The organism is Pseudomonas sp. 3296 (genome assembly GCF_031456615.1).
GTDB classification, from domain to species: Bacteria; Pseudomonadota; Gammaproteobacteria; order Pseudomonadales; family Pseudomonadaceae; genus Aquipseudomonas; species Aquipseudomonas mucoides.
Genome location: NZ_JAVDUY010000004.1, coordinates 422,670 through 445,557, shown reverse-complemented (window position 1 = coordinate 445,557; position 22,888 = coordinate 422,670). Strand labels below are relative to the sequence as shown.

Below are 22,888 nucleotides of genomic sequence, written 5' to 3'. Positions count from 1 at the left end.
CGGGTAATTGTTGTCAGGGCGACGGCGCCCAAGAATCTGCACTACGCCGGGAAACGTTCCCGCGAATAACAAAAAACCGCAGAGGTAGCCGTCATGACTCAACCCGCACGTCGCCAGCCCTTCGTCTTGAGCTTGCTGCTCAGTGCCATGCTGTTGTCCGGCCAGGCCTTGGCGGCGGTCTCCGACCAGGACATTCTCCAGGACCCGAAAAACCCGGAGCAAATCGTCACCAATGGCCTCGGCGTCCAGGGGCAACGCTACAGCCCGCTGGATATTCTCAACGTCGACAACGTGAAGGAGTTGCGACCTGCCTGGGCATTCTCCTTCGGCGGCGAAAAACAGCGTGGCCAGCAAGCACAGCCGATGATCAAGGACGGCGTGATGTACATGACCGGTTCTTACTCGCGGGTGTTCGCCGTGGATGCCCGTACGGGCAAAAAGCTCTGGCAATACGATGCGCGCCTGCCGGATGACATCCGTCCGTGCTGCGACGTGATCAACCGTGGCGTGGCGCTGTATGGCGACCTGGTGTTCTTTGGCACGCTCGACGCCAAGCTGGTGGCCCTGAACAAAGACACCGGCAAAGTGGTATGGAGCAAGCAGGTGGCCGACCACAAGGAAGGCTATTCGATCAGCGCCGCGCCCTTGGTGATCAACGGCAAGCTGATTACCGGCGTGGCCGGTGGCGAGTTCGGTGTGGTGGGCAAGATCTCGGCGTACGACCCGAAAAACGGCGATCTGTTGTGGGTCCGCCCGACCGTCGAAGGCCATATGGGGTACGTCTACAAGGACGGCAAGGCCATCGAAAACGGCATCTCCGGCGGTGAAGCCGGCAAGACGTGGCCGGGTGACCTGTGGAAGACCGGCGGCGCCGCACCCTGGCTTGGCGGTTACTACGATCCGGAAACCAATCTGCTGCTGTTCGGCACCGGCAATCCGGCACCGTGGAACTCGCATTTGCGTCCTGGCGATAACCTCTACTCGTCGTCGCGCCTGGCGCTCAATCCGGACGACGGCACCATCAAATGGCACTTCCAGAGCACGCCCCACGACGGTTGGGACTATGACGGCGTGAACGAGCTGGTCTCGTTCAACTACACCGAGGGCGGCAAGGAAATCAAAGCGGCGGCCACGGCGGACCGCAACGGTTTCTTCTACGTGCTGGACCGTACCAACGGCAAGTTCATCCGCGGCTTCCCGTTCGTGGACAAGATCACCTGGGCCAGCGGCCTGGATAAAGACGGCCGGCCAATCTACAACGAAGCCAGTCGCCCAGGAGCCCCGGGCGCTGACCCCAAGGGCAGTTCAGTCTTTGTAGCGCCTGCTTTCCTCGGCGCGAAGAACTGGATGCCGATGGCCTATAACCGCGACACCGGGCTGTTTTACGTGCCATCCAACGAGTGGGGCATGGACATCTGGAACGAAGGCATCGCCTATAAAAAAGGCGCGGCATTCCTCGGCGCCGGCTTCACCATTAAACCGTTGAACGAAGACTACATCGGCGTGCTGCGCGCCATCGACCCGATAACCGGCAAGGAAGTCTGGCGTCACAAGAACTACGCCCCGCTGTGGGGCGGGGTACTGACCACCAAAGGCAATCTGGTTTTCACCGGCACGCCGGAAGGTTTTCTCCAGGCGTTCAATGCCAAGACCGGCGAGAAAGTCTGGGAATTCCAGACCGGTTCCGGCGTACTCGGTTCGCCCGTGACCTGGGAAATGGACGGCGAACAGTACGTGTCTGTCCTCTCCGGCTGGGGCGGCGCCGTACCGTTGTGGGGCGGAGAAGTGGCCAAACGGATCAAGGACTTCAACCAGGGTGGCATGCTCTGGACCTTCAAGCTGCCGAAGGACCTCGTTGCCAAGCACTAACCCCAAGTCCACCGCACAACCCCTGTGGGAAACCTGCGACCAAATAACGAGAGCCCTCCTGCCAACGGCGCATTCGTCCGGCACCCGGGGCTCTCTAGTATCGATTCATCGCTTGTCGGCACGACAGGCATCGACCCAGACAGAGGCCCATCATGATCTATGCACAACCCGGAACCCCAGGCGCCGTTGTTTCCTTCAAACCGCGCTATGGCAACTTCATCGGCGGCGAGTTTGTCGCGCCGGTCAATGGCGAATACTTCACCAATACCTCGCCGGTGAACGGTGAGGTGATCGCCGAATTCCCACGCTCCAGCGCCGCCGACATCGAAAAAGCCCTCGACGCGGCACACGCCGCTGCGGATGCCTGGGGCAAGACCTCGGCCCAGGACCGTTCGCTGGTGTTGCTGAAAATCGCCGATCGCATCGAACAACATCTGGAAATCCTCGCCGTCACCGAAACCTGGGACAACGGCAAGGCCGTGCGCGAAACCCTGAACGCCGACGTGCCATTGGCCGCCGACCATTTCCGTTACTTTGCCGGGTGCATTCGCGCCCAGGAAGGCGGGGCTGCGGAGATCAATGAGCTGACCACCGCCTATCACTTTCACGAGCCTCTGGGCGTGGTCGGGCAAATCATTCCGTGGAATTTCCCGCTGCTGATGGCCGCCTGGAAACTTGCCCCGGCCCTGGCCGCCGGTAACTGCGTCGTGCTCAAACCTGCAGAACAGACACCGCTGTCGATCATGGTCTTCGCCGAACTGATCGCCGACTTGCTGCCGGCGGGCGTGTTGAACATTGTCCAAGGCTTCGGTCGTGAAGCCGGCGAAGCGTTGGCCACCAGCAAGCGCATCGCCAAGATCGCCTTCACCGGTTCCACACCGGTTGGCGCGCACATCATGCATTGCGCCGCCGAGAACATCATCCCGAGCACCGTCGAGTTGGGCGGCAAGTCGCCGAATATCTTCTTCGAAGACATCATGAACGCCGAGCCGCAGTTCATCGAGAAAGCCGCCGAAGGCCTGGTGCTGGCGTTCTTCAACCAGGGCGAAGTCTGCACCTGCCCATCGCGGGCGCTGGTGCAAGAATCGATCTACGAGCCGTTTATGGCCGAGGTGATGAAGAAGATCGTCAAGATCAAACGCGGCAACCCGCTGGACACCGAAACCATGGTCGGCGCCCAGGCGTCGGAGCAGCAATACGACAAGATCCTCTCGTACCTCAAAATCGCTCAGGAGGAGGGGGCCGAACTCCTCACCGGTGGCGCCGCCGAGCGGCTTGAAGGTGACCTGTCCAGCGGCTATTACATCCAGCCGACGCTGCTCAAGGGCCACAACAAGATGCGCGTCTTCCAGGAAGAAATCTTCGGCCCGGTGGTGGGCGTCACCACCTTCAAGGACGAAGCAGAAGCGCTGGCGATTGCCAACGACAGCGAGTTCGGCCTCGGTGCCGGCCTCTGGACCCGCGACATCAACCGCGCCTACCGCATGGGCCGGGCGATCAAGGCCGGGCGCGTGTGGACCAACTGCTACCACCTGTACCCGGCGCATGCGGCGTTCGGTGGTTACAAGAAGTCCGGCGTCGGTCGGGAAAACCACAAGATGATGCTCGATCACTACCAGCAGACCAAAAACCTGCTGGTCAGCTACGACATCAATCCGCTGGGGTTCTTCTAACCCTCGAACACACCGTAACCCCTGTGGGAGCGGGCTTGCCCGCGATGAGACCTGCACATTCAACATTGATGTTGACTGTCACGCCGCCATCGCGGGCAAGCCTGCTCCCACAGGGGTACTTCGGTGAATATGAAAGTCCCGTACACCCCCCTACCAACGCACCCCGCCATCTCCTTCGAAAGTAGCATTCGGGCGCCCGACGCCCCGTGCATTAATGGCTTTACCGGAATCGCCCGGCACAAGAAGAGGATTGACCCATGTGGACTAAACCCGCGTTTACCGATCTGCGCATTGGCTTCGAAGTGACGATGTATTTCGCCAACCGTTGATTGCTCACCCGGCCAGCCGTCGGGTTGGCCGGGCCTGCCTTTGGAGCCTCATCCATGCACATTCGCATTCTCGGCTCGGCTGCGGGTGGCGGTTTCCCGCAGTGGAATTGCAATTGCCACCAATGCGCCGGGATGCGCAATGCCAGCCTGCGGTCACAACCGCGCACCCAGTCCTCGATTGTCCTGAGCGACAACGGTGTGGATTGGGTGCTGTGCAATGCCTCGCCGGACATTCGTGCGCAGCTCGCGAGTTTTCCGCTGATGCAACCGGCTCGCCAGTTGCGTGACAGCGCCATCGCCGGCGTCGTGCTGCTGGACAGCCAGATCGATCACTGCACCGGTTTGCTGAGCCTGCGCGAAGGCTGTCCGCATGCCGTCTGGTGTACCGAACGGGTTCACCAGGACCTGAGCAGCGGCTTCCCGCTGTTCAACATGCTGCGCCACTGGAATGGCGGGCTGCAGTGGCAACCGATCGGCCTGGATCGTCAGCCGTTCAGCATTCCTGCCTGCCAGCACTTGCGCTGGCGGGCGATTCCCTTGGTGAGCAACGCACCGCCGTACTCACCCAATCGCGGCCATCCGCAACCGGGCGATACGATCGGCTTGTTCATTGAAGACCGACGCAGCGGTGCATCGCTGTTTTATGCGCCGGGGCTGGGGCAAGTCGATGACGAAGTGCTGGGCTGGATGCAGCGTGCCGATTGCCTGCTGTTGGACGGCACTTTGTGGCGTGACGACGAAATGCGCGTCTGCGAAGTCGGCCAGAGTCTGGGCAGCGAAATGGGCCACCTGTCGCAAAGCGGCCCCGGCGGCATGCTTGAGGTGCTCGAAGGTTTTACCCGCCAGCGCAAGGTGCTGATTCACATCAACAACACCAATCCGATCCTCGATGAAGACTCGGCCGAGCGGGCCTTGCTGGAACGGCGTGGAATCGAAGTGGCTTATGACGGCATGAGTATTGAGCTGTAGCGATGAGGCCTGACCAGACACCGCACATCCATCGGAGACCCGCAATGACCCCCACCGAATTCGAAGCCGCCCTGCGCGCCAAAGGCGCCTACTACCACATCCATCACCCGTTTCACCAAGCCATGTACGCCGGCCGCGCGAGCCGCGAGCAGATTCAGGGCTGGGTCGCCAATCGCTTCTATTACCAGGTGAACATTCCGCTCAAGGATGCCGCGATCCTCGCCAACTGCCCGGACCGCGACGTGCGCCGTGAGTGGTTGCAACGGATTCTCGACCACGACGGCGTGCCCGGCAGTGAAGGCGGCATCGAAGCCTGGCTGCGCCTGGGCGAAGCGGTGGGGCTGGATCGCGAACAGATTCTGTCCCAGGAACGGGTGCTGCCCGGCGTGAGGTTCGCCGTCGATGCCTATGTCAATTTCGCCCGTCGCGCCTGCTGGCAGGAAGCGGCGAGCAGTTCGCTGACCGAGCTGTTCGCCCCGCAGATCCATCAGTCCCGACTTGACGCCTGGCCGACGCATTACCCGTGGATCGACGCTGCCGGTTATGACTATTTTCGCAACCGTTTGAGTCAGGCCCGACGCGATGTGGAGCACGGCTTGCGCATTACCTTGGCGCACTACGTCACGCGTGAGGCGCAGCAACGCATGCTCGAGATCCTTCAATTCAAACTCGACGTGCTGTGGAGCATGCTCGACGCCATGAGCATGGCCTACGAGCTGGAGCGCCCGCCTTATCACACCGTCACGGCCAACAAAGTCTGGCACCGGGGGATTGCCCTGTGAGCCTGATTCATCGCGGGTGGTTGCCGTCGTTGCGCCAGGGCTTTCGTTTGCAATGGGAACCCCGCCAGGACTGTCACGTGCTGCTGTACCCCGAAGGCATGATCAAACTCAACGCCAGCGCCGGGCAGATCCTCGGTCTGGTGAATGGCCGGCGCAGTGTCTCGGCGATCATTGAGCGACTGACCGCGAATTTCCCCGGTGCACCGGGGATTGATGAGGACGTGCTGGCATTCCTGGAGGTGGCCCATGCGCAATTCTGGATTGAATGATTCACCCGTCGGCCCACCGCTGTGGCTGTTGGCCGAGCTGACTTACCGCTGCCCGCTGCAATGCCCGTATTGTTCCAACCCGCTGGATTTTGCCCGGCATGGCGAGGAGTTGAGCACCGAGGAGTGGATTCGGGTGTTTCGCGAGGCCCGTGAGATGGGCGCCGCGCAGTTGGGGTTTTCCGGTGGCGAACCGCTGGTGCGACAAGACCTGGCCGAACTGATCAAAGCCGCGCGAGACATGGGCTACTACACCAACCTGATCACCTCGGGCATCGGCCTGACCGAGCAGAAAGTCCGCGACTTCAAGATGGCCGGGCTGGACCATATCCAGATCAGCTTTCAGGCGGCTGACGAAGCGGTCAATAACATGCTCGCCGGCTCCCGCAAGGCCTTCGCCCAGAAACTGGCCATGGCCCGCGCAGTGAAAGCCCAGGGTTATCCGATGGTGCTGAACTTCGTCACCCATCGGCACAACATTGACCAGATCGCACAGATCATCGACTTGTGCCTTGAGCTGGAAGCGGATTTTGTCGAGTTGGCCACGTGCCAATTCTACGGCTGGGCCGAACTCAATCGCGTTGGCCTGCTGCCGACCCGGGAACAGCTGCAGCGGGCCGAGCGCATCACCAACGAGTATCGCGCGCGGCTGGAGGCCCAGGGCCATCCGTGCAAGCTGATCTTTGTCACTCCGGACTATTACGAAGAGCGCCCCAAAACCTGCATGAACGGTTGGGCCAATCTGTTTCTCGACATCACCCCGGACGGTACCGCGCTGCCTTGCCACAGCGCCCGTCAGTTGCCGGTGCAGTTTCCCAACGTGCGTCAGCACAGCATTGAGCACATCTGGACTGATTCGTTTGGCTTCAACCGTTTTCGTGGCGATGACTGGATGAAGGAACCGTGCCGCTCGTGCGATGAAAAGCACAAGGATCTGGGGGGCTGCCGCTGCCAGGCGTTCATGCTCACCGGCGATGCCGCCAATGCCGACCCGGTGTGCAGCAAGTCGCCGCACCATGGCGTGATCCTCAAGGCCCGGGAAGAAGCCGCCGCCGTGGGGCAGGGCATGGAACACCTGACGTTGCGCAACGAAAAGGCTTCGCAGCTGATCTATCGCGGATGAATCTGGCGACATACATCCCTTGTAGGAGTGAGCCTGCTCGCGATATCGATTTAACATTCAACATCTTTGTTGGCTGACTCTCCGTCATCGCGAGCAAGCTCGCTCCCACAGTGTTCTTTGGTCTGATTGCATTCGCAGCCGGATGGTTTAGTGTGGGTTCTATCTTCCAAAACAATAAAAACAGGCTTTCCAATGAGCCAGAGTCTCAGCCAGCTGCGTAAGTTCGTGTCTCCAGAAATCATCTTCGGTGCCGGCTGTCGGCACAATGTCGGTAATTACGCCAAGACCTTCGGCGCCCGCAAAGTCCTGGTGGTCAGCGACCCCGGGGTGATTGCCGCCGGTTGGGTCGCCGATGTCGAGGCCAGCCTGCAAGCCTTGGGTATCGATTATTTCCTGTACTCCGATGTTTCCCCCAACCCGCGGGTCGAAGAAGTGATGCTCGGCGCCGAGCTGTACCGGGAAAACCATTGCGATGTGATCGTCGCCGTAGGGGGTGGCAGCCCGATGGATTGCGGCAAAGGCATTGGTATTGTCGTTGCTCACGGACGCAGCATTCTCGAGTTCGAAGGCGTGGACACCATCCGCGTGCCCAGCCCGCCCCTGATCCTGATTCCAACCACCGCCGGCACGTCGGCTGATGTGTCGCAGTTCGTGATTATTTCCAACCAGCAAGAACGCATGAAGTTCTCCATCGTCAGCAAAGCGGTGGTGCCGGACGTCTCACTGATCGATCCGGAAACGACCCTGAGCATGGACCCGTTCCTGTCGGCGTGTACCGGCATCGACGCGTTGGTGCATGCCATCGAAGCCTTCGTCTCCACCGGCCACGGGCCACTGACCGACCCCCATGCGCTGGAAGCGATGCGGTTGATCAATGGCAATCTGGTGCAAATGATTGCCAACCCCACGGACATCGCCCTGCGCGAGAAGATCATGCTCGGCAGCATGCAAGCCGGGCTGGCGTTCTCTAACGCCATTCTCGGCGCGGTCCACGCCATGTCTCACAGCCTCGGCGGGTTTCTCGATCTGCCCCATGGCCTGTGCAACGCGGTGTTGGTGGAGCATGTGGTGGCGTTCAATTACAGCTCGGCGCCGGATCGCTTCAAGGTGATCGCCGAGACCTTCGGCATCGATTGCCGTGGCCTGAACCACCGGCAGATCTGCGCGCGGCTGGTGGAGCATCTGATTGCGCTCAAACAAGCAATCGGTTTCCGCGAGACACTTGGCTTGCACGGGGTCAGTACGGCGGACATTCCGTTCCTGTCGCAACACGCCATGCACGACCCGTGCATCCTGACCAATCCGCGCGAATCCAGTCAGCGTGATGTCGAGGTCGTCTATGGCGAAGCCCTCTGACGATCAGCAACGGGCACTGGCGGGGTTACTCGGGTTAGGTAGCCATTCGGCGCGCAAGAGTCATTACCCTGAACTGGCCGCGCGGCTCGACGAACTGGAAGCCGAGCGCAATCGCTACAAATGGCTGTTCGAAAACGCGGTCCAGGGGATTTTCCAGGCCAGCCTGCAAGAAGGCATGCGGGCCGCCAACCCGGCGTTGGCGCACATGCTCGGCTATCAGGACCCGCAAGAGGTGCTGTTTTCCCTGGCGGATCTGGCGAGCAACCTGTTTGTCGGCGGGGCCAGTGAGCTGGAAAACATCGGCGAAATCCTCAAGCATCAACGCAGCCTGCACGGCTATGAAACCCAGTTGCGGCGCAAGGACGGCAGCAGCCTCGATGTCTTGATGAACCTGTTGCTCAAGCCCGATCAGGAAGGCCTGGTTGAGGGGTTCGTCGCCGACATCACCGAACGCAAACAAGCCCAGCAGCGTTTACAACAACTCAACGATGAGCTGGAGCAGCGAGTCGCCGCGCGCACTGATGAGTTACTGGAAGCCAACCGCAACCTGCAGCAGCAGATCACCCAGCGCAAGCAGATCGCCGAAGCTTTGCGCGATGCTCGCGACGCCGCTGAGGCCGCCAATCGCAGCAAGGACAAATACCTCGCGGCGGCCAGTCACGACTTGCTGCAACCGCTTAACGCTGCGCGCTTGCTGATCTCGACGCTGCGTGAACGAAAGCTGCCTGACGTTGAACAGGTCCTGGTCGAGCGTACTCATCAGGCACTGGAGGGGGCCGAAGATTTGCTCACTGATTTGCTGGATATATCCCGGCTCGATCAGGCGGCGGTCAAACCCGACGTTGCCCTTTATCGTCTCGACGAATTGCTCGGGCCGCTGGTGTCCGAATTTCAGTCGGTCGCCGAAGCGGCAGGGTTGAACCTGCGGGTGCATGTGGGCGAGTACGCCATCAGCACCGACCTGCGCCTGATGACGCGTATCCTGCGTAACTTCCTCAGTAACGCCTGCCGCTACACCGACGAGGGCAGCATCCTGCTGGGCGCCAGGCGTCGCGGCGAGATGCTGCGCCTGGAGGTCTGGGACACCGGGCGTGGCATCGCCGCGGACCGACTGGATTCGATTTTCCTGGAGTTCAACCAACTCGACGTCGGACGCGCCGCCGACCGCAAAGGTGTGGGGTTGGGGCTGGCCATTGTTGAGCGCATCGGCAAGATTCTCGGTTATCGGATTGGGGTTAAATCGGTGCCGGGACGAGGGTCGATGTTCAGCATCGACGTACCGATTTCCCATGAGGTTCCGCTGCCGATCAGTAAAGCTGCGCCTCAGTTGACCACGGGCAATCCCTTGCCGGGCCGACGCCTGCTGGTGCTGGACAACGAAGTCAGCATTCTCGAGAGCATGAGCGCGCTGCTCGGGCAGTGGGGGTGCGAGGTGGTCACGGCCACGGATGAATCCTCGGCGCTGGCGGCGCTGCGTGGGCAAGCGCCGGAACTGATCCTGGCGGACTATCACCTTGATCATGGCGTGGTGGGCTGCGATGTGGTCAGGCATTTGCGTGAGCATTATGGCCAGGTGATTCCGGCGGTAATCATCACGGCGGACCGCACGGATCAGTGTCGACGCTCGTTGCAGCGACTCGGCGCACCGTTGCTGAACAAGCCGGTGAAGCCCGGCAAGCTGCGTGCGGCGCTGAGTCAGATGCTTGGGTAATGGCGTTATCCGAGCGCGCGATACTGCAGGCTGAACCCAAGTTCCGCCGACTGACCTTGCTCCAGCAACCGTAACCCTGGCCGGCCGGGCAGGTGATGCGCGTTGACGGGATGGCTCACCGGTTCGATACAGAAAAACTCCAGGCCGACCGGGCAGTAGAGCAGGTAGTAGTCGCTGCCGATGGCCTGGCATTCCAGCGCATAACCGAGGTCAGGTTGCTGGATCAGGCAATGGCCGTCCCAGTGGCAGAAACCGTTGTCGACCAGGGAGGTGGGTAAGGCGCCCAGTTGACGGAAATCCCAGTCGGCGGGCAACTCGATCAACTCGGTTGGCAGCTTCGAGCCATCGCATAACCAGACTTTCTCGGCCTTGGCCTGTAGCTGCGTGTTCGCCGTGCGCGGGAAGTAGGGGTGCAAACCGAGGCCATGCCACGCGCAGCGGTCGGCCAGGTGCGTGACCTGTAATTCGATGCTCAACTGGCCCTTGCTCAGATGAAACCGCTGCCGGGCGCGATAAGTGAACGGCGTGCTGCTGTCGAGTTGCAGGACCACTTCGTTGGCTGATTGCGACACAACCTGCCACGGTTGCTGCCAGGCACTGCCGTGAATCGGCAGAGGATCGGTGAGGCTGTTGGGCGTCAACGCCAGCCAGCCCTCGGGGCATTCGAAACCACCCTCGGCGATGCGGTTGGACCACGGCGCCAGGGGATAGCAACCGAGTTTGCCCGGCAAGCCAGTGTTCAGTGCCTGGGCGTCATTGTGACGGAGCAGCGGTTGGCCAGTGCTGCGCACCGTCCAGTTGACGAGGCTGCCGCCTAGCTCGGGGGCGAGGGTGAGGTGGGTCAGTTCGTCTTCGAGTTCGAGAAGCGTCATTGTCATTGTGAAATGCCTGGCTCAATGGGGACATTGTGGCGAGGGAGCTTGCTCCCGCTCGGCTGCGAAGCAGTCGCCAATACAGCTGCCTCGATACAAATGAAAGATTGTCGGGGCCGCTGCGCGACCCAGCGGGAGCAAGCTCCCTCGCCACAGGGGAAGGCGCTTATTTTCTTCATTCAGTCAGGGAACATTGAACAGCGGTTCCGGCAACCCGGTAACACCCGGATCGAGGGCAAACACGCCGCCAGCCAGGGACTGTTCATCATGGTCATCACCGGGGCGGATCGAGGTCACAAACAGCGTGTCCAGGCGGCTGCCACCGAAGGCGCACATGCTGGGTTTCTTCACCGGGACGGCGAGGGAGCGATCCAGTCGGCCGTCGGGGGTAAAGCGGTGAATAACCCCGGCGTCATTACCGCAGATCCAGTAGCAACCGTCAGCATCCACCGCCGCACCGTCAGGGCGACCGGGGAACTGGTTCATGTCGACAAACAGCCGCCGATTGGACGGTGTCCCGCTGTCGAGGTCGTAGTCAAAGGTCCAGATTTTCTGAACGTTGGGATGCGAGTCGGACAGGTACATCGTCCGCCCATCCGGGCTGAAGCCCAGGCCGTTCGGGACAATAAACCCGCCCAGTTGTGCCTCAAGTGGCCCACGTTGACCGGTACTGTAGCGGTAAAGCGCGCCATCGGCCGCGTTGGCGCCCATGTTCAACACCATGCTGCCCGCCCAGAAACGCCCCTGACGGTCGCAACGACCATCGTTCAGGCGCATATCAGTCCGGGCATGGTCAACGTGCGCGAGCAATTGACTGTCGAGGCTGCCGTCGGTGTGCGTGTGCAGATGGAAAAACCCGCTTTCCATCCCGGCCACCCAGCCACCGTCGCGGTGGCGGGTGATGCACGCGAGCATCTCGGGCGCGGTCCACGCATCGACGTGTCCGCTGGCGGCACTCCAGCGTTGCAGGGCGCCGGCAGGAATATCGACCCAGTACAGGGCGTTTTCCTCGGGGACCCACACCGGGCATTCACCGACAGCGTTACGGGCATCGACAATCAATTGGGCTTGCATGGCCACTCATTCCCTTGGTTTTTTGTTGTTGAGGGTCAGTCGCCGAACGGGCCCGACGCGACAAACGCACCACCTTGGTAAACCATTGCCGGGTCATCAGCGGCCGGCATCGGTTGGGTCTCGATTTTTTCGCGGAATACTTCGGAGTTGTCCTGTGGTTGATAACCCAGGCCGGATGCGAAACGGTTGTCCCACCAAACGTGCTTGTTGTCGGACACGCCATACACCACGGTGTGGCCGACGTTCGGGGCGTACAAGGCGCATTCCAGCAATTGGGTCAGGTCGCCGAAGCTCAGCCACGTGCTCATCATGCGGCGGTTTTGCGGTTCCGGGAACGAGGAGCCGATACGCACGCTGACGGTCTCGATGCCGTAGCGATCGAAGTAAAAACTGGCCATGTCTTCGCCGTAGGACTTGGACAAACCGTAGTAGCTGTCCGGGCGACGTGGGGAGTGGGCATCGATGACCTGGTCTTGCTTGTAGAAACCGATGACGTGGTTGGAGCTGGCGAAGATCACGCGCTTCACACCGTGGCGGCGCGCGGCTTCATAAATGTGGAATACGCCGCAGATGTTGGCACCGAGGATTTGCTCGAACGAGTGCTCGGTCGACACGCCGCCAAAGTGCAGGATCGCATCCACGCCTTCGACCAATTGATGCACGGCTTGCTTGTCTGCCAGATCGCACGGCACGATTTCTTCGCGGTCATCGATCGCCGGAGCGAGGTCGACGATGTCCGACAGGCGAATCACATTGGCATAGGGGCGCAGGGTTTCGCGCAAGACTTTACCCAGGCCACCGGCGGCACCGGTCAGCAGCAGGCGATTGAAAGGGAGGCGGGTAGTTGTAGTCGTCATGGGAATCCTGGACAAACAGTTGTTGTTATTGAGTCGTTGTAGGTTGTCGTACGACTTTGCTGAAGTATTGTAAGGCTCTCCAGGTCTTGTCAACGCGACGTTGGTTGAAATGGACGGAGGGTCAATTCCTGATTGCAAAACCATCCTTGCAGGAGTGAGCCTGCTCGCGATGGCGGTGGATCAGTCAACCAACGTGCTGATTGAAAGATAGCTATCGCGAGCAAGCTCGCTCCCACAGGGGCGGTGTTACAACAGCGAAATCGGGTAGTTGATGAAAATACGGTTCTCATCGAATTCGTTGGTGCTGAAGCTCTTGCGAATGCTCGCGTTGCGCCATTTCACGTTGAGGTTTTTCAACGGCCCGCTCTGTACGGTGTAGGCCAGTTCGGACTCACGGCCCCATTCTTCGCCGTCGGTGATCTTCCCGGTGTGTACGTTATCACCGCTGATGTAGCGGTTCATCAGGGTCAGGCCGGGAACACCGAGGGCGACGAAGTTGTAGTCATGGCGAACCTGCCAGGATTTTTCCTTGGCGTTATCGTAGCTGGAGTTGTAGCTGTCGTTGGCCAGGGTGCCGCCGCTGGTGCCGTTGACGCGCATCCATTGATCGTCGCCGGTGAGTTTTTGCAGGCCGACGTAGAAGGTGTTGCCGCCGTATTTGGCCGAGAGCAGGGCGAACGCGGTTTTGTTGTCGAGATCGCCGGCCAGGGCGCTGCCGTTTTCCTTACCGATGAAGTAACCAAGGTTGGCGCCGAGGGTCCAATCGCCAAGCGGTTGGGTGTGGTTCAGGTTGAAATACTGTTGCTGGTAGATGTCGCTGAGCTCGTCGTACCAGACGCCGATCTGGGTGTGTTTGTCGTTGAACGTGTATTCGCCGCCGCCGAAGTTGAAACGATCTGAGGTAATGGACGCGGATTTACCGTTCATGAACATGTCTTCCATGCTCGCATCGTTGCGCGGGCTGTTCTGCTGGAACTGACCGCCGTAGAGCGTCAGGCCGCTGATTTCAGTGGAGGTCAGCTGACCGCCGCGGAAGGTTTGCGGCAGGGAACGGCCGTCGTCGGAGCGCAGGATCGGCAGCACCGGCATCCACTCGCCGACCTTGATTTCAGTCTTCGAAATCTTTCCTTTGAGCGCCACACCCAAGCGGCCGAAGTTGTCGGCCGGGCGGCCATCGCTGTGGATCGGCAGCAGTTGCGTACCGCCGGTGCCTTTACCGCCGTCGAGTTTTTGCGAATACAGGCCGAGCACGTCCACGCCGAAGCCGACGGTGCCCTGGGTGAACCCGGACTTGGCGTCGAGGATGAAGTTTTGCGTCCACTCTTCAGCCTTGCCCTGTGGATACGCCGGGTTGGTGTAGTTTCGGTTGAAATAGGCGTTGCGCAGGTTCAGCGTGGCCTTGGCGTCGTCGGTGAAACCTTCGGCATGGCCGGCCATCGGCAGGGCGAGGGCCAGGCCACTGCAACCAATGAGGCCCAGGGCATGATGGCGTTTGAACATCGGATGTGGGGTGCAGGCGGACGAATTGCGGACGAGCTTGCTCACAGTAACGCTCCCAGACTTCTTGTTGTTTTTATTTTTGTTATACGTCGTCGTACAACATTGGCGGCGATTATTTGCGAGGGTTTGAGGGCTTGTCAATCAGAAGTTGTACGATGACATGGCGCCATGGGGCAGGACGCCGAAAAACCTGTGGGAGGGGTCAGCTGGAGATCATGGGGGGCAGGGTGCCGAGGAGGGACACTGCTGCGACTGCGCCCATCCCCAGCATCCATTCGAGAATTACACTGGTTGTGAGTGTCGACAGGCGCTGCTCGCAGTCGTTGATGCGCAGGCGATTGAACAGCGCCAAACCGAGCATGGCCGCAATCAGCGCCACCTTGATCAACAGGATCAACGCAAAACCAGTGAACAACGGCGTCGGCCAGAACACTCCGGTCAGGCCCCGAACGTTGATCAACCCGGTGATCAGCAGCCCCGCCACCAAGGCGTAACCGACACCACTAAAGCGCTGCAATATCGCTTTGACGGGCTGCGCTGCCGGTTGACGCAAGATCATCACCAACAGCATCAACCCGCCGAGCCAGGCACCCACGCAGGTCAGGTGAACGACTTGATTGAGCATCAACAACTGGCCATTGAGCCCGTCCAGCATGGCGCCGTGACCGACCGGTGCGAGGGTCGCCAGTAACAGGCTGGCGAGGCCGATTCGCAGCGACTTGTTGGCCCGCCAAGGGCTCATCAGCATCGCCACCAACACCCCATTGAGCAACAAGTGCCAGCGCCAGACCTGGCCAAAAAAAGTGTTGCCCAACACCAGGTGCAGGGTCGACGGATCAAACGCCTCTTCCCATGCTCCGGCCATGCTCGCGGTGATCAGCAGCAACCAGGCAACGCCGCTGGCCAATGCCACGGCGGCCAGCCAGCGACTGGTCAACGCCAGCTTGCGATCAAGGTGCTCAGCGTTGCCATTGAGCAGCAAGGGCCGAAACACCCACGCCCCGAACAGCATCAGCACCATGGTGAAATGCACAAAGCGACACAGCACCATCGCGCTCGTCATGAATTACTGGCCGACCTTGAAGCTGTAGGCGCCTTCACTTTTGTGGGTGTCGACGGACACCGCGTGCCACTCGACTTTATAGGTGCCTGCGGTCAGCGGTGCGGCAGGCGTAACGACCAGGGTTTTCTTGTCACTGCCTTCGGTGGCGAGGCTCTTCACAGGCACTGCGGCGCCGTCCTTGGTGAGCGTGACCTTGGTGAAGGTCGCTTCAACGCCTTCGGAAAACTCCAGGCGCAACTCCGCTGGCGCGCTCACGGTGCTGTCGGCGGCCGGGGTCTGGCCTTTGAGATGGGCGTGAGCCCAGGCCGATGAAGCGGCCAGCAGCGAGCCGAGGAGGGCGGTGGTGACCAGGGCTTTCTTGAGCATCGTGAATACCTCTGAGGCAGGTTCGAAGTGGCGCCAGTTTACTCGCCGACCGCGGAGTGTCGAAGTTTCGTTTTAGCCTGTCGCCCTGACGTGGAGCCGGATGCTAGTCTTGGTCAACGCTGGCGTCAGGGAGCCCTCATGGGCAATCACAAGATCGGGATTCGTCGCAGTAACGTCGAGAAAATTCTGCTGGGGGCGGAAAAGGTCTTCGCCGAAAAAGGCTTTGGCGGCACCGCCATGGCCGACATCGCTGCCGAAGTGCAACTGCCACGCTCCAACCTGCATTACTACTTCAGCACCAAGACCGAGCTGTACAGCGCAGTGCTGTTCGATCTGCTGGAAGTGTGGAAGCAGGACGCGTTGTGCTTCGAGATGTTCGACGATCCGCGCGTGGTACTCAGCAGCTACATCCGCGCCAAGATGAACCACTCACGCAGCCGGCCTTATGGGTCGAAAGTCTGGGCCAACGAAATCATCCACGGCGCGCCGACATTGGGTGAGGCGCTGGACGCCAGCCTGTATGACTGGGCGAAGATGAAAGAAGCGAAAATCCGTCAGTGGGTGGATGACAAACGCATCCTGCCGGTGGAGCCTTCGAGCCTGCTGTACATGATCTGGGCGTCGACCCAGCACTATGCGGACTTTGATCATCAGGTGAATATCTTGAATGATCACCAGCCGCTGTCGGACATGCAGTTCGAGCGGGCGGTGCAGACGGTGACCAGCGTGATTTTGCGGGGGATCGGGTTGGAGCCTTGAACCTGTGGTGATGCTGCCGGCCCCATCGCGAGCAGGCTCACTCCTACCTTGGAACGCATTTCAACTGTAGGAGTGAGCCTGCTCGCGATGGGGCCAGTTCAGGCTCAGCAAATCTCAGACCGCTACATGGTACGGATTCCTCGGATCATGATTCCAATCCAGAAACGGCTTGCCCGTGTCCATCGGCACCATCTCGATGCAGTCCTGCACCGGGCAGGTGATCTGGCACAGGTTGCAGCCCACACACTCCTCATCAATCACTGAATACTGATGCGTCCCGTCCGCCTGCTTCACGCTGGCAATCGCCTGGTGCGACGTATCCTCGCAAGCAATGTGACAGCGACCACACCCGATGCACGTCTCCTGATCAATCTTGGCGATCACCTGATAGTTGATATCGAGGTACTTCCAGTCCGTGGTGTTGCCCACCGCCCGCCCGGAAAATTTCGAAATGCTGGCGTAGCCCTGACTGTCCATCCAGCGTGACAGACCGTCCTTCATTTCCTCGACAATCCTGAAACCGTGCAGCATCGCCGCCGTGCACACCTGCACCGAACCGCTGCCCAACGCAATGAATTCCGCCGCATCGCGCCAACTGCCAATGCCGCCAATGCCGGAGATCGGCAGGCCCTGGGTCTGGGGGTCACGGGCGATTTCGGCAACCATGTTCAGCGCAATCGGCTTGACCGCCGAGCCGCAATAACCGCCATGAGTGCTTTGGTTACCCACGACCGGGTTGGCAACCATGCGCTCCAGATTCACGCTGGTGATCGAGTTGATGGTGTTGATCAGCGACACCGCATCCGCGCCCCCGCGATGGGCCGCGCGGGCGGCGACGCGGATGTCGGTGATGTTCGGCGTGAGCTTGACGATCACCGGCAGCGAGCAATACGTCTTGCACCAGCGGGTCACCTGTTCGACGTACTCCGGCACCTGGCCGACCGCCGCGCCCATGCCGCGTTCCGGCATGCCGTGGGGGCAGCCGAAGTTCAGTTCGATGCCGTCGGCACCGGTGGCTTCTACCAGTGGCAGGATGAATTTCCAGGATTCTTCGACGCAGGGCACCATCAGTGAAACGATCAGCGCGCGGTCCGGCCAGTCTTTTTTGACCTGAGTAATTTCCCGCAGATTGATCTCCAGCGAGCGGTCAGTGATCAGCTCGATATTGTTGAAGCCCACCACCTCACGGTTGGCGCCGAAATGCGCCGAGTAGCGCGACGATACGTTGACCGCCGCCGGGTCTTCACCCAGGGTTTTCCAGACCACGCCGCCCCAACCGGCCTCGAAGGCACGGACCACGTTGTAGGCCTTGTCGGTCGGTGGCGCGGAGGCCAGCCAGAACGGGTTGGGGGCTTTGATGCCGGCGAAGACAATCGAGAGATCGGCCATTTACGCAGCCTCCACGTTGAGCATCAGTTGAGCGTTGATCGCCTCGGCGGCGCGTTTGCCATGTTGCACCGCTTGCACGGTGAGGTCCTGATCGAGGCTGGTGCAGTCGCCGCCGGCATACACGCCGGGGATGCTGGTGCGCAGTTGTTCATCGACCTGAATTCGCTCGCCCTGACGCTTGAGCTCACGGGCCAGCGGATCGACGAGGGCGCTGCCATCAAAGGCCTGACCGATGGCTTTGAAGATGGCGTCGGCGGCCAGTTCGAAGGTTTGCCCGGTGGTTTGCAGGCGACCGTCCACCAGATGTGTGCGGGCGAAGCGCATGCCGCGCACCTGGCCTTGGTCGTCGAGCAGCACTTCTTCCGGCTGCGCCCACGTCAGCAAACGCACTTGATTGGCCTTGGCAATGTCCTGTTCATGACCGGTGGCGCCCATGTCTTCCACGCCACGGCGGTACACCAGATTCACATCGCGAGCGCCGAGACGGGCCATTTGCACGGCCATGTCGATGGCGGTATTGCCGGCGCCGAGGACGATGCAGTGGTCCGCAAGCGGCAGTTGAGTCAGGTCATTGGCCTGGCGCAGTTCGCGAATGTAATCGGTGGCGGCGAGCAGGCCAGGCGCGTCTTCGTGGGCCAGGCCGAGTTGTTTGCTGGCATTCAGACCGAGGCCGAGAAACACTGCGTCGAATTGCTGGTGCAAGTCGCTCAGGGTCAGGTTCTCTCCGAGCTTTTGTCCGTGGCGGATTTCGATGCCACCGATTTGGAGGAGGAATTCCAGCTCCTTCTGCGCGTAGTCGTCCACCAGTTTGTATTTGGCGATCCCGTATTCGTTGAGGCCACAGGCCTTTTCCCGGGCTTCGAAAATCACCACGTCATGGCCGTGCATGGCGCTGCGGTGCGCACAGGACAAACCGGCCGGGCCGGCCCCGACCACGGCAATGCGTTTGCCGGTTGAGGCCGCACGCGGGAAGGGGTGTTCACTGAAGTGAGCATTATCGACGGCGTAGCGTTGCAGCAAGCCGATCAAGACCGGTGCGCATTCATGGTCGTTGTTGCGCACGCAGGCTTGCTGGCAAAGGATTTCCGTCGGGCACACACGGGCACAACTGCCGCCGAGGATGTTCGCCGAGAGGATTTTCTGCGCGGCGCCCTGAACGTTTTCCTGATGGATATTGCGGATGAAGGATGGGATGTCGATCTCGCTGGGACAGGCGTTCACGCAGGGCGCGTCGTAGCAATACAGGCAACGCGAGGCTTCCAGATGGGCCTGGCGGTCGTTGAGCGGCGGCGCCAGGTCGGTGAAATGGCCGGCGAGGGCGGCGGCATTCTCGTAAGGATGCGGGAGGTGGTTCAGGGTCTTGATCACGGTTTTAGCCTCACGGTGATGGAGGTGCTGCCTCTGTCGGGCTGCATTACCACGCGGAGCGTGGGAACGATCTTCGGGAGTGCGTTAGCGTTTCACAGCAGTAGGCCTGTTCAACTCAGCCCGCTTACTCAGCAAATCAAACACCGCCGGATACGCCGGCCGTTCGACATACCGCCCCGCCCCCCGCTCGGCGCGCAAGTCGCCATCGGCCCAGACCACGCGGCCCTGGCTGACGGTGTGGCTCGGCACGCCGCGCACGGTCTTGCCTTCAAAGATGTTGAAGTCGACCTGCTGGTGATGGGTTTTGGCTGAAATCGTCCGCGTGCCTTGCGGGTCCCACAGCACCAGGTCGGCATCGGCACCGACCCGAATCGCGCCTTTGCGTGGGTAGAGGTTGAAGATCTTCGCGGTGTTGGTAGACGTCAGCGCCACGAAGTGCTGCATCGACAGGCGCCCGGTGTTGACCCCTTCATCCCAGAGCACCGCCATGCGGTCTTCGATACCGGCAGTACCGTTGGGGATTTTGCTGAAGTCGTCGCGGCCGGCGGCTTTTTGTTCGGCGCAGAAGCAGCAATGGTCGGTCGCGGTGGTGTGCAGATTGCCGGACTGCAAGCCATGCCACAGTGCCTCTTGATGGCCGCGAGGACGGAAGGGCGGGCTCATCACGTAACCGGCGGCGGTCTGCCAGTCCGGGTGTTGGTAAACGCTGTCGTCCAGCAGCAGATGCCCGGCCAGCACTTCGCCGTAGACTTGTTGACCCTTGCTGCGGGCGTAGGTGATTTCATCGAGGGCTTCTTTGGTCGAGACATGCACCAGGTACAGCGGCGTGCCCAACGTCTCGGCAATGCGGATCGCCCGACTGGCGGCTTCGCCTTCCACCTGCGACGGACGCGACAGTGGATGCGCTTCCGGTCCGGTGATGCCCTGCGCCATCAACTTGCGTTGCAGGTGATAGACCAGTTCGCCATTTTCGGCATGCACAGTGGGCACCGCACCCAATTCCAGGCAACGCTCAAAACTCGCCACCAGCGTGTCGTCGGCGGCCATGATCGCGTTTTTGTACGCCATGAAGTGCTTGAAGCTGTTGACCCCGTGCTGGTTGACCAGCTCCGCCATCTCCTCGCGCACCTGCTCGCTCCACCAGGTGATCGCGACATGGAAGCCGTAGTCCGATGCCGATTTCTCGGCCCAGCCGCGCCACTGGTGAAACGCTTCCATCAGCGATTGCTGTGGATTGGGAATCACGAAGTCAATGATCGACGTGGTGCCACCGGCCAGTCCCGCCGCCGTGCCACTGAAAAAGTCTTCGCTGGCCACGGTGCCCATGAAGGGCAATTGCATGTGCGTGTGCGGATCGATGCCGCCGGGCATCAGGTACTGGCCGCTGCCGTCGAGCACTTCGGCACCTGCCGGAACATCAAGATTATCGCCAATGGCTTTGATCACGCCGTCGGCGCAATAGACGTCGGCGCGATAACTTTCATCATGGGTAACAACGGTGGCGCCACGGATCAACAGAGACATTCCGAGTTCCTCGCAGGCAATGACCGGCTTATGCCGGTTCTAGGTGTTTTATATGAAACTGTCGCCAACAGGTGTATTCCTGTCAGTGCTGTCAGGAAATGAAGCTAGTCTGAGTTTATGAATTCAGCAAGAATATTTTTTATAAGCTTATGACTGTTTTAAATAATTGATTAATAACGATTAAATAAATAATTCACCAAAATGGTGAGGCTTCTCACCATTTTGACGCACTTGACAGGTTCCAAAAATAGACGAGATTTTCTATGTGAAATCAGCCGCTTGAGGATGGTCTATGGTTGATGCGCAGCGTTTCAAAAAAGTTTGCTGCACCAGTTTGAGTCCTGACGGTTCGGATTAACTGACCTGGCATTCAGCCTGAGTGAACAGGCAGATCGTCCAAAATCTGCCGGATATATCAATAAAAACAGTTGGTTGTAACGTTTTATGGAACTGCCCGATGCGTAGTCGAGGTGCCCGGCACGTTTATTGATGCCCCGGCAGCTTGATGAGCAAACAATAATTCAAAGAACAGTGGAGCGGCCATGCAACAGATCAGATCGCAAGTGACCGAGCGCAACGGCTTGTATGAACTCGAAGCCGGAAGCGACGTCCTCGACAGTCCCCGTTACAACCACGACATGGCACCGACCAAGTTGCATGAGCGAACCTGGAACAAATGGCACATCACTGCGCTGTGGATCGGCATGGCCATTTGCGTGCCGACCTACACCTTGGGCGGCGTACTTACCGCGTACTTCGGGCTGACCGTGGGTGAGGCGCTTCTGGCGATCCTGTTTGCCAACATCATCGTGCTGATCCCGCTGACACTGAACGCTTTCGCCGGCACCAAGTATGGCATTCCGTTTCCGGTGTTGCTGCGTTCGAGTTTCGGCATTCTCGGGTCCAACATTCCGTGCCTGATCCGCGCCCTGGTGGCGTGTGGCTGGTTCGGGATTCAAACGATGTTCGGCGGGTTGGCCATTCACCTGTTCCTGGGCTCGGTGTTCGAGGGCTGGAAGTCGTTGGGCGGCACCGGCGAAGTCATCGGTTTTATGGTGTTCTGGGCGCTGAACCTGTGGGTGGTGATTCGCGGCGCCGAGTCGATCAAGTGGCTGGAAACCCTGTCCGCGCCGCTGTTGATTTTGGTCGGTGCGGGTTTGCTGGTGTGGGCGCTGCCAAATGTGTCGATGACCGAGTTGCTGGCGATCCCGGCCAAGCGTCCTGAGGGCGCGAGCGTGGCGGGTTACTTCGCCGCCGGCCTGACCGCGATGGTCGGTTTCTGGGCCACCTTGTCGTTGAACATCCCGGACTTCAGCCGTTACGCCAAAAGCCAGAAAGACCAGATCATCGGGCAGATTATCGGCCTGCCACTGACGATGTTCCTGTTCGCCTCGCTGGGTGTGGTCATGACCGCCGCGTCGGTGAAACTCGTGGGCGTGACCGTCTCCGACCCGGTGACGCTGATCGGGCATATCCAGAGCCCGGTCTGGGTCGCGCTGGCCATGGCGCTGATCATCATCGCCACGTTGTCGACCAATACGGCGGCCAACATCGTGTCACCGACCAACGATTTCCAGAACGTCGCGCCCAAGTTGATCAACCGTACCAAAGCGGTGTTGCTCACCGGGGTGGTGGGGCTGGTGTTGATGGCGCATGAACTGCTGAAAAAACTTGGGTTGATTGTTTCGGACCTGAGCCTGGAAACGGTCTACTCCAACTGGTTGCTGGGGTATTCCAGCTTGCTTGGACCGATTGCCGGGATCATGGTGGTGGATTATTTCCTGATCAAAAAACAGCAACTGGATCTGGCCGGGCTCTATCGCGATGACGTGTACCCGGCCTGGAACTGGTTCGGCTTTATCGCGTTCGGTGTGCCGGTGGTGTTGACCCTGCTGTCACTGGGCAGCGACGCGTTCAGCTGGTTTTACAGCTACGGCTGGTTTACCGGCTCGGCGTTGGGTGGGGTGATTTATTACGGGTTGTGCTCGTTGCGGCCCAGTCCATCTGTCGCCAAATCTGCGGTGTAAAGGATGATCGT

20 protein-coding genes are annotated in these 22,888 nt (G+C 60.2%); 11 read left to right on the top strand and 9 right to left on the bottom strand.

Features of this window, described 5'->3' with window-relative positions:
- The first annotated feature begins 93 nt into the window (after positions 1–93).
- The 9 genes from J2X66_RS13270 (at position 94) to J2X66_RS13230 (ending at position 10,078) form a co-directional block, all read left to right on the top strand.
- Complete coding sequence (locus J2X66_RS13270; RefSeq protein WP_123435692.1) at positions 94–1,869, top strand: PQQ-dependent methanol/ethanol family dehydrogenase; 1,776 nt, start codon at positions 94–96, stop codon at positions 1,867–1,869.
- Between the two features lie 152 nt (positions 1,870–2,021).
- Positions 2,022–3,542 carry an aldehyde dehydrogenase family protein gene (locus J2X66_RS13265; RefSeq protein ID WP_310264944.1) on the top strand — a complete coding sequence of 507 codons (1,521 nt, stop codon included), beginning with the start codon at positions 2,022–2,024 and terminating at the stop codon, positions 3,540–3,542.
- A 257-nt stretch (positions 3,543–3,799) separates the two neighbouring features.
- Positions 3,800–3,871, top strand: a complete 72-nt coding sequence (gene pqqA / locus J2X66_RS13260; protein ID WP_003253598.1) for a pyrroloquinoline quinone precursor peptide PqqA — start codon at positions 3,800–3,802, stop codon at positions 3,869–3,871.
- A gap of 54 nt (positions 3,872–3,925) precedes the next feature.
- Positions 3,926–4,840 carry a pyrroloquinoline quinone biosynthesis protein PqqB gene (gene pqqB, locus J2X66_RS13255; protein ID WP_310264942.1) on the top strand — a complete coding sequence of 305 codons (915 nt, stop codon included), beginning with the start codon at positions 3,926–3,928 and terminating at the stop codon, positions 4,838–4,840.
- A 2-nt stretch (positions 4,841–4,842) separates the two neighbouring features.
- Positions 4,843–5,622 (top strand): pyrroloquinoline-quinone synthase PqqC, encoded by a 780-nt coding sequence (gene pqqC, locus J2X66_RS13250; RefSeq protein ID WP_405046773.1) that lies wholly within the window; start codon positions 4,843–4,845, stop codon positions 5,620–5,622.
- Positions 5,619–5,891 (top strand): pyrroloquinoline quinone biosynthesis peptide chaperone PqqD, encoded by a 273-nt coding sequence (gene pqqD / locus J2X66_RS13245; protein WP_310264938.1) that lies wholly within the window; start codon positions 5,619–5,621, stop codon positions 5,889–5,891. The genes pqqC and pqqD overlap by 4 nt, the downstream gene beginning before the upstream one ends.
- Complete coding sequence (gene pqqE, locus J2X66_RS13240) at positions 5,869–7,011, top strand: pyrroloquinoline quinone biosynthesis protein PqqE (protein ID WP_310264936.1); 1,143 nt, start codon at positions 5,869–5,871, stop codon at positions 7,009–7,011. The genes pqqD and pqqE overlap by 23 nt, the downstream gene beginning before the upstream one ends.
- 192 nt (positions 7,012–7,203) lie before the next feature.
- Entirely contained in the window at positions 7,204–8,367 is a 1,164-nt protein-coding gene (gene ercA, locus J2X66_RS13235) for an alcohol dehydrogenase-like regulatory protein ErcA (protein ID WP_310264934.1), read from the top strand.
- A complete protein-coding gene (locus tag J2X66_RS13230; protein ID WP_310264931.1) occupies positions 8,351–10,078 on the top strand; it encodes a NahK/ErcS family hybrid sensor histidine kinase/response regulator in 1,728 nt (575 codons plus the stop codon). Before ercA ends, J2X66_RS13230 begins: the two co-directional genes overlap by 17 nt.
- 5 nt (positions 10,079–10,083) lie before the next feature.
- On the opposite strand, the gene J2X66_RS13225 is transcribed toward J2X66_RS13230, so the two are convergent.
- The 6 genes from J2X66_RS13225 to copC all read right to left on the bottom strand — a co-directional run bounded on the left by J2X66_RS13225 (position 10,084) and on the right by copC (position 15,810).
- Positions 10,084–10,956 (bottom strand): aldose 1-epimerase, encoded by an 873-nt coding sequence (locus J2X66_RS13225; RefSeq protein ID WP_310264929.1) that lies wholly within the window; start codon positions 10,954–10,956, stop codon positions 10,084–10,086.
- Between the two features lie 177 nt (positions 10,957–11,133).
- Positions 11,134–12,024 carry an SMP-30/gluconolactonase/LRE family protein gene (locus tag J2X66_RS13220; RefSeq protein WP_310264927.1) on the bottom strand — a complete coding sequence of 297 codons (891 nt, stop codon included), beginning with the start codon at positions 12,022–12,024 and terminating at the stop codon, positions 11,134–11,136.
- Positions 12,025–12,059: 35 nt separating this feature from the next.
- Entirely contained in the window at positions 12,060–12,881 is an 822-nt protein-coding gene (locus J2X66_RS13215) for an NAD(P)-dependent oxidoreductase (RefSeq protein ID WP_027923306.1), read from the bottom strand.
- 246 nt (positions 12,882–13,127) lie between these two features.
- Complete coding sequence (locus tag J2X66_RS13210; protein ID WP_405046772.1) at positions 13,128–14,426, bottom strand: OprD family porin; 1,299 nt, start codon at positions 14,424–14,426, stop codon at positions 13,128–13,130.
- 157 nt (positions 14,427–14,583) lie between these two features.
- Positions 14,584–15,444 (bottom strand): copper homeostasis membrane protein CopD, encoded by an 861-nt coding sequence (gene copD / locus J2X66_RS13205; RefSeq protein ID WP_310264924.1) that lies wholly within the window; start codon positions 15,442–15,444, stop codon positions 14,584–14,586.
- Between the two features lie 3 nt (positions 15,445–15,447).
- The gene (gene copC / locus J2X66_RS13200; RefSeq protein WP_310264922.1) at positions 15,448–15,810 is read right to left on the bottom strand and encodes a copper homeostasis periplasmic binding protein CopC; all 363 of its coding nucleotides are present in this window, start codon (positions 15,808–15,810) and stop codon (positions 15,448–15,450) included.
- A gap of 138 nt (positions 15,811–15,948) precedes the next feature.
- Here copC and J2X66_RS13195 point away from each other — a divergent pair, with 138 nt between their 5' ends.
- On the top strand, positions 15,949–16,569 hold the full coding sequence (locus J2X66_RS13195; RefSeq protein ID WP_027923310.1) for a TetR/AcrR family transcriptional regulator: 621 nt from the start codon (positions 15,949–15,951) through the stop codon (positions 16,567–16,569).
- Between the two features lie 114 nt (positions 16,570–16,683).
- Here J2X66_RS13195 and preA read toward each other — a convergent pair whose 3' ends face one another.
- From preA to hydA, 3 genes are all read right to left on the bottom strand, one after another.
- Positions 16,684–17,958, bottom strand: a complete 1,275-nt coding sequence (preA, locus tag J2X66_RS13190; protein ID WP_310264920.1) for an NAD-dependent dihydropyrimidine dehydrogenase subunit PreA — start codon at positions 17,956–17,958, stop codon at positions 16,684–16,686.
- Positions 17,959–19,326, bottom strand: a complete 1,368-nt coding sequence (locus tag J2X66_RS13185) for an NAD(P)-dependent oxidoreductase (protein ID WP_310264917.1) — start codon at positions 19,324–19,326, stop codon at positions 17,959–17,961.
- An 84-nt stretch (positions 19,327–19,410) separates the two neighbouring features.
- Positions 19,411–20,850, bottom strand: a complete 1,440-nt coding sequence (hydA, locus tag J2X66_RS13180; protein WP_310264914.1) for a dihydropyrimidinase — start codon at positions 20,848–20,850, stop codon at positions 19,411–19,413.
- 542 nt (positions 20,851–21,392) lie between these two features.
- Here hydA and J2X66_RS13175 point away from each other — a divergent pair.
- The gene (locus J2X66_RS13175; protein WP_310264911.1) at positions 21,393–22,877 is read left to right on the top strand and encodes an NCS1 family nucleobase:cation symporter-1; all 1,485 of its coding nucleotides are present in this window, start codon (positions 21,393–21,395) and stop codon (positions 22,875–22,877) included.
- The last annotated feature ends 11 nt before the right edge of the window (positions 22,878–22,888 follow it).

Coding starts and splice junctions, on each gene's coding strand:
- J2X66_RS13270 (WP_123435692.1), top strand. CDS start 94: ATGACTCAACCCGCACGTCGCCAGCCCTTCGTCTTGAGCTTGCTGCTC.
- J2X66_RS13265 (WP_310264944.1), top strand. CDS start 2,022: ATGATCTATGCACAACCCGGAACCCCAGGCGCCGTTGTTTCCTTCAAA.
- pqqB (WP_310264942.1), top strand. CDS start 3,926: ATGCACATTCGCATTCTCGGCTCGGCTGCGGGTGGCGGTTTCCCGCAG.
- pqqC (WP_405046773.1), top strand. CDS start 4,843: ATGAGGCCTGACCAGACACCGCACATCCATCGGAGACCCGCAATGACC.
- pqqE (WP_310264936.1), top strand. CDS start 5,869: ATGCGCAATTCTGGATTGAATGATTCACCCGTCGGCCCACCGCTGTGG.
- ercA (WP_310264934.1), top strand. CDS start 7,204: ATGAGCCAGAGTCTCAGCCAGCTGCGTAAGTTCGTGTCTCCAGAAATC.
- J2X66_RS13230 (WP_310264931.1), top strand. CDS start 8,351: ATGGCGAAGCCCTCTGACGATCAGCAACGGGCACTGGCGGGGTTACTC.
- J2X66_RS13225 (WP_310264929.1), bottom strand. CDS start 10,956: ATGACAATGACGCTTCTCGAACTCGAAGACGAACTGACCCACCTCACC.
- J2X66_RS13220 (WP_310264927.1), bottom strand. CDS start 12,024: ATGCAAGCCCAATTGATTGTCGATGCCCGTAACGCTGTCGGTGAATGC.
- J2X66_RS13215 (WP_027923306.1), bottom strand. CDS start 12,881: ATGACGACTACAACTACCCGCCTCCCTTTCAATCGCCTGCTGCTGACC.
- copD (WP_310264924.1), bottom strand. CDS start 15,444: ATGACGAGCGCGATGGTGCTGTGTCGCTTTGTGCATTTCACCATGGTG.
- copC (WP_310264922.1), bottom strand. CDS start 15,810: ATGCTCAAGAAAGCCCTGGTCACCACCGCCCTCCTCGGCTCGCTGCTG.
- J2X66_RS13195 (WP_027923310.1), top strand. CDS start 15,949: ATGGGCAATCACAAGATCGGGATTCGTCGCAGTAACGTCGAGAAAATT.
- preA (WP_310264920.1), bottom strand. CDS start 17,958: ATGGCCGATCTCTCGATTGTCTTCGCCGGCATCAAAGCCCCCAACCCG.
- hydA (WP_310264914.1), bottom strand. CDS start 20,850: ATGTCTCTGTTGATCCGTGGCGCCACCGTTGTTACCCATGATGAAAGT.
- J2X66_RS13175 (WP_310264911.1), top strand. CDS start 21,393: ATGCAACAGATCAGATCGCAAGTGACCGAGCGCAACGGCTTGTATGAA.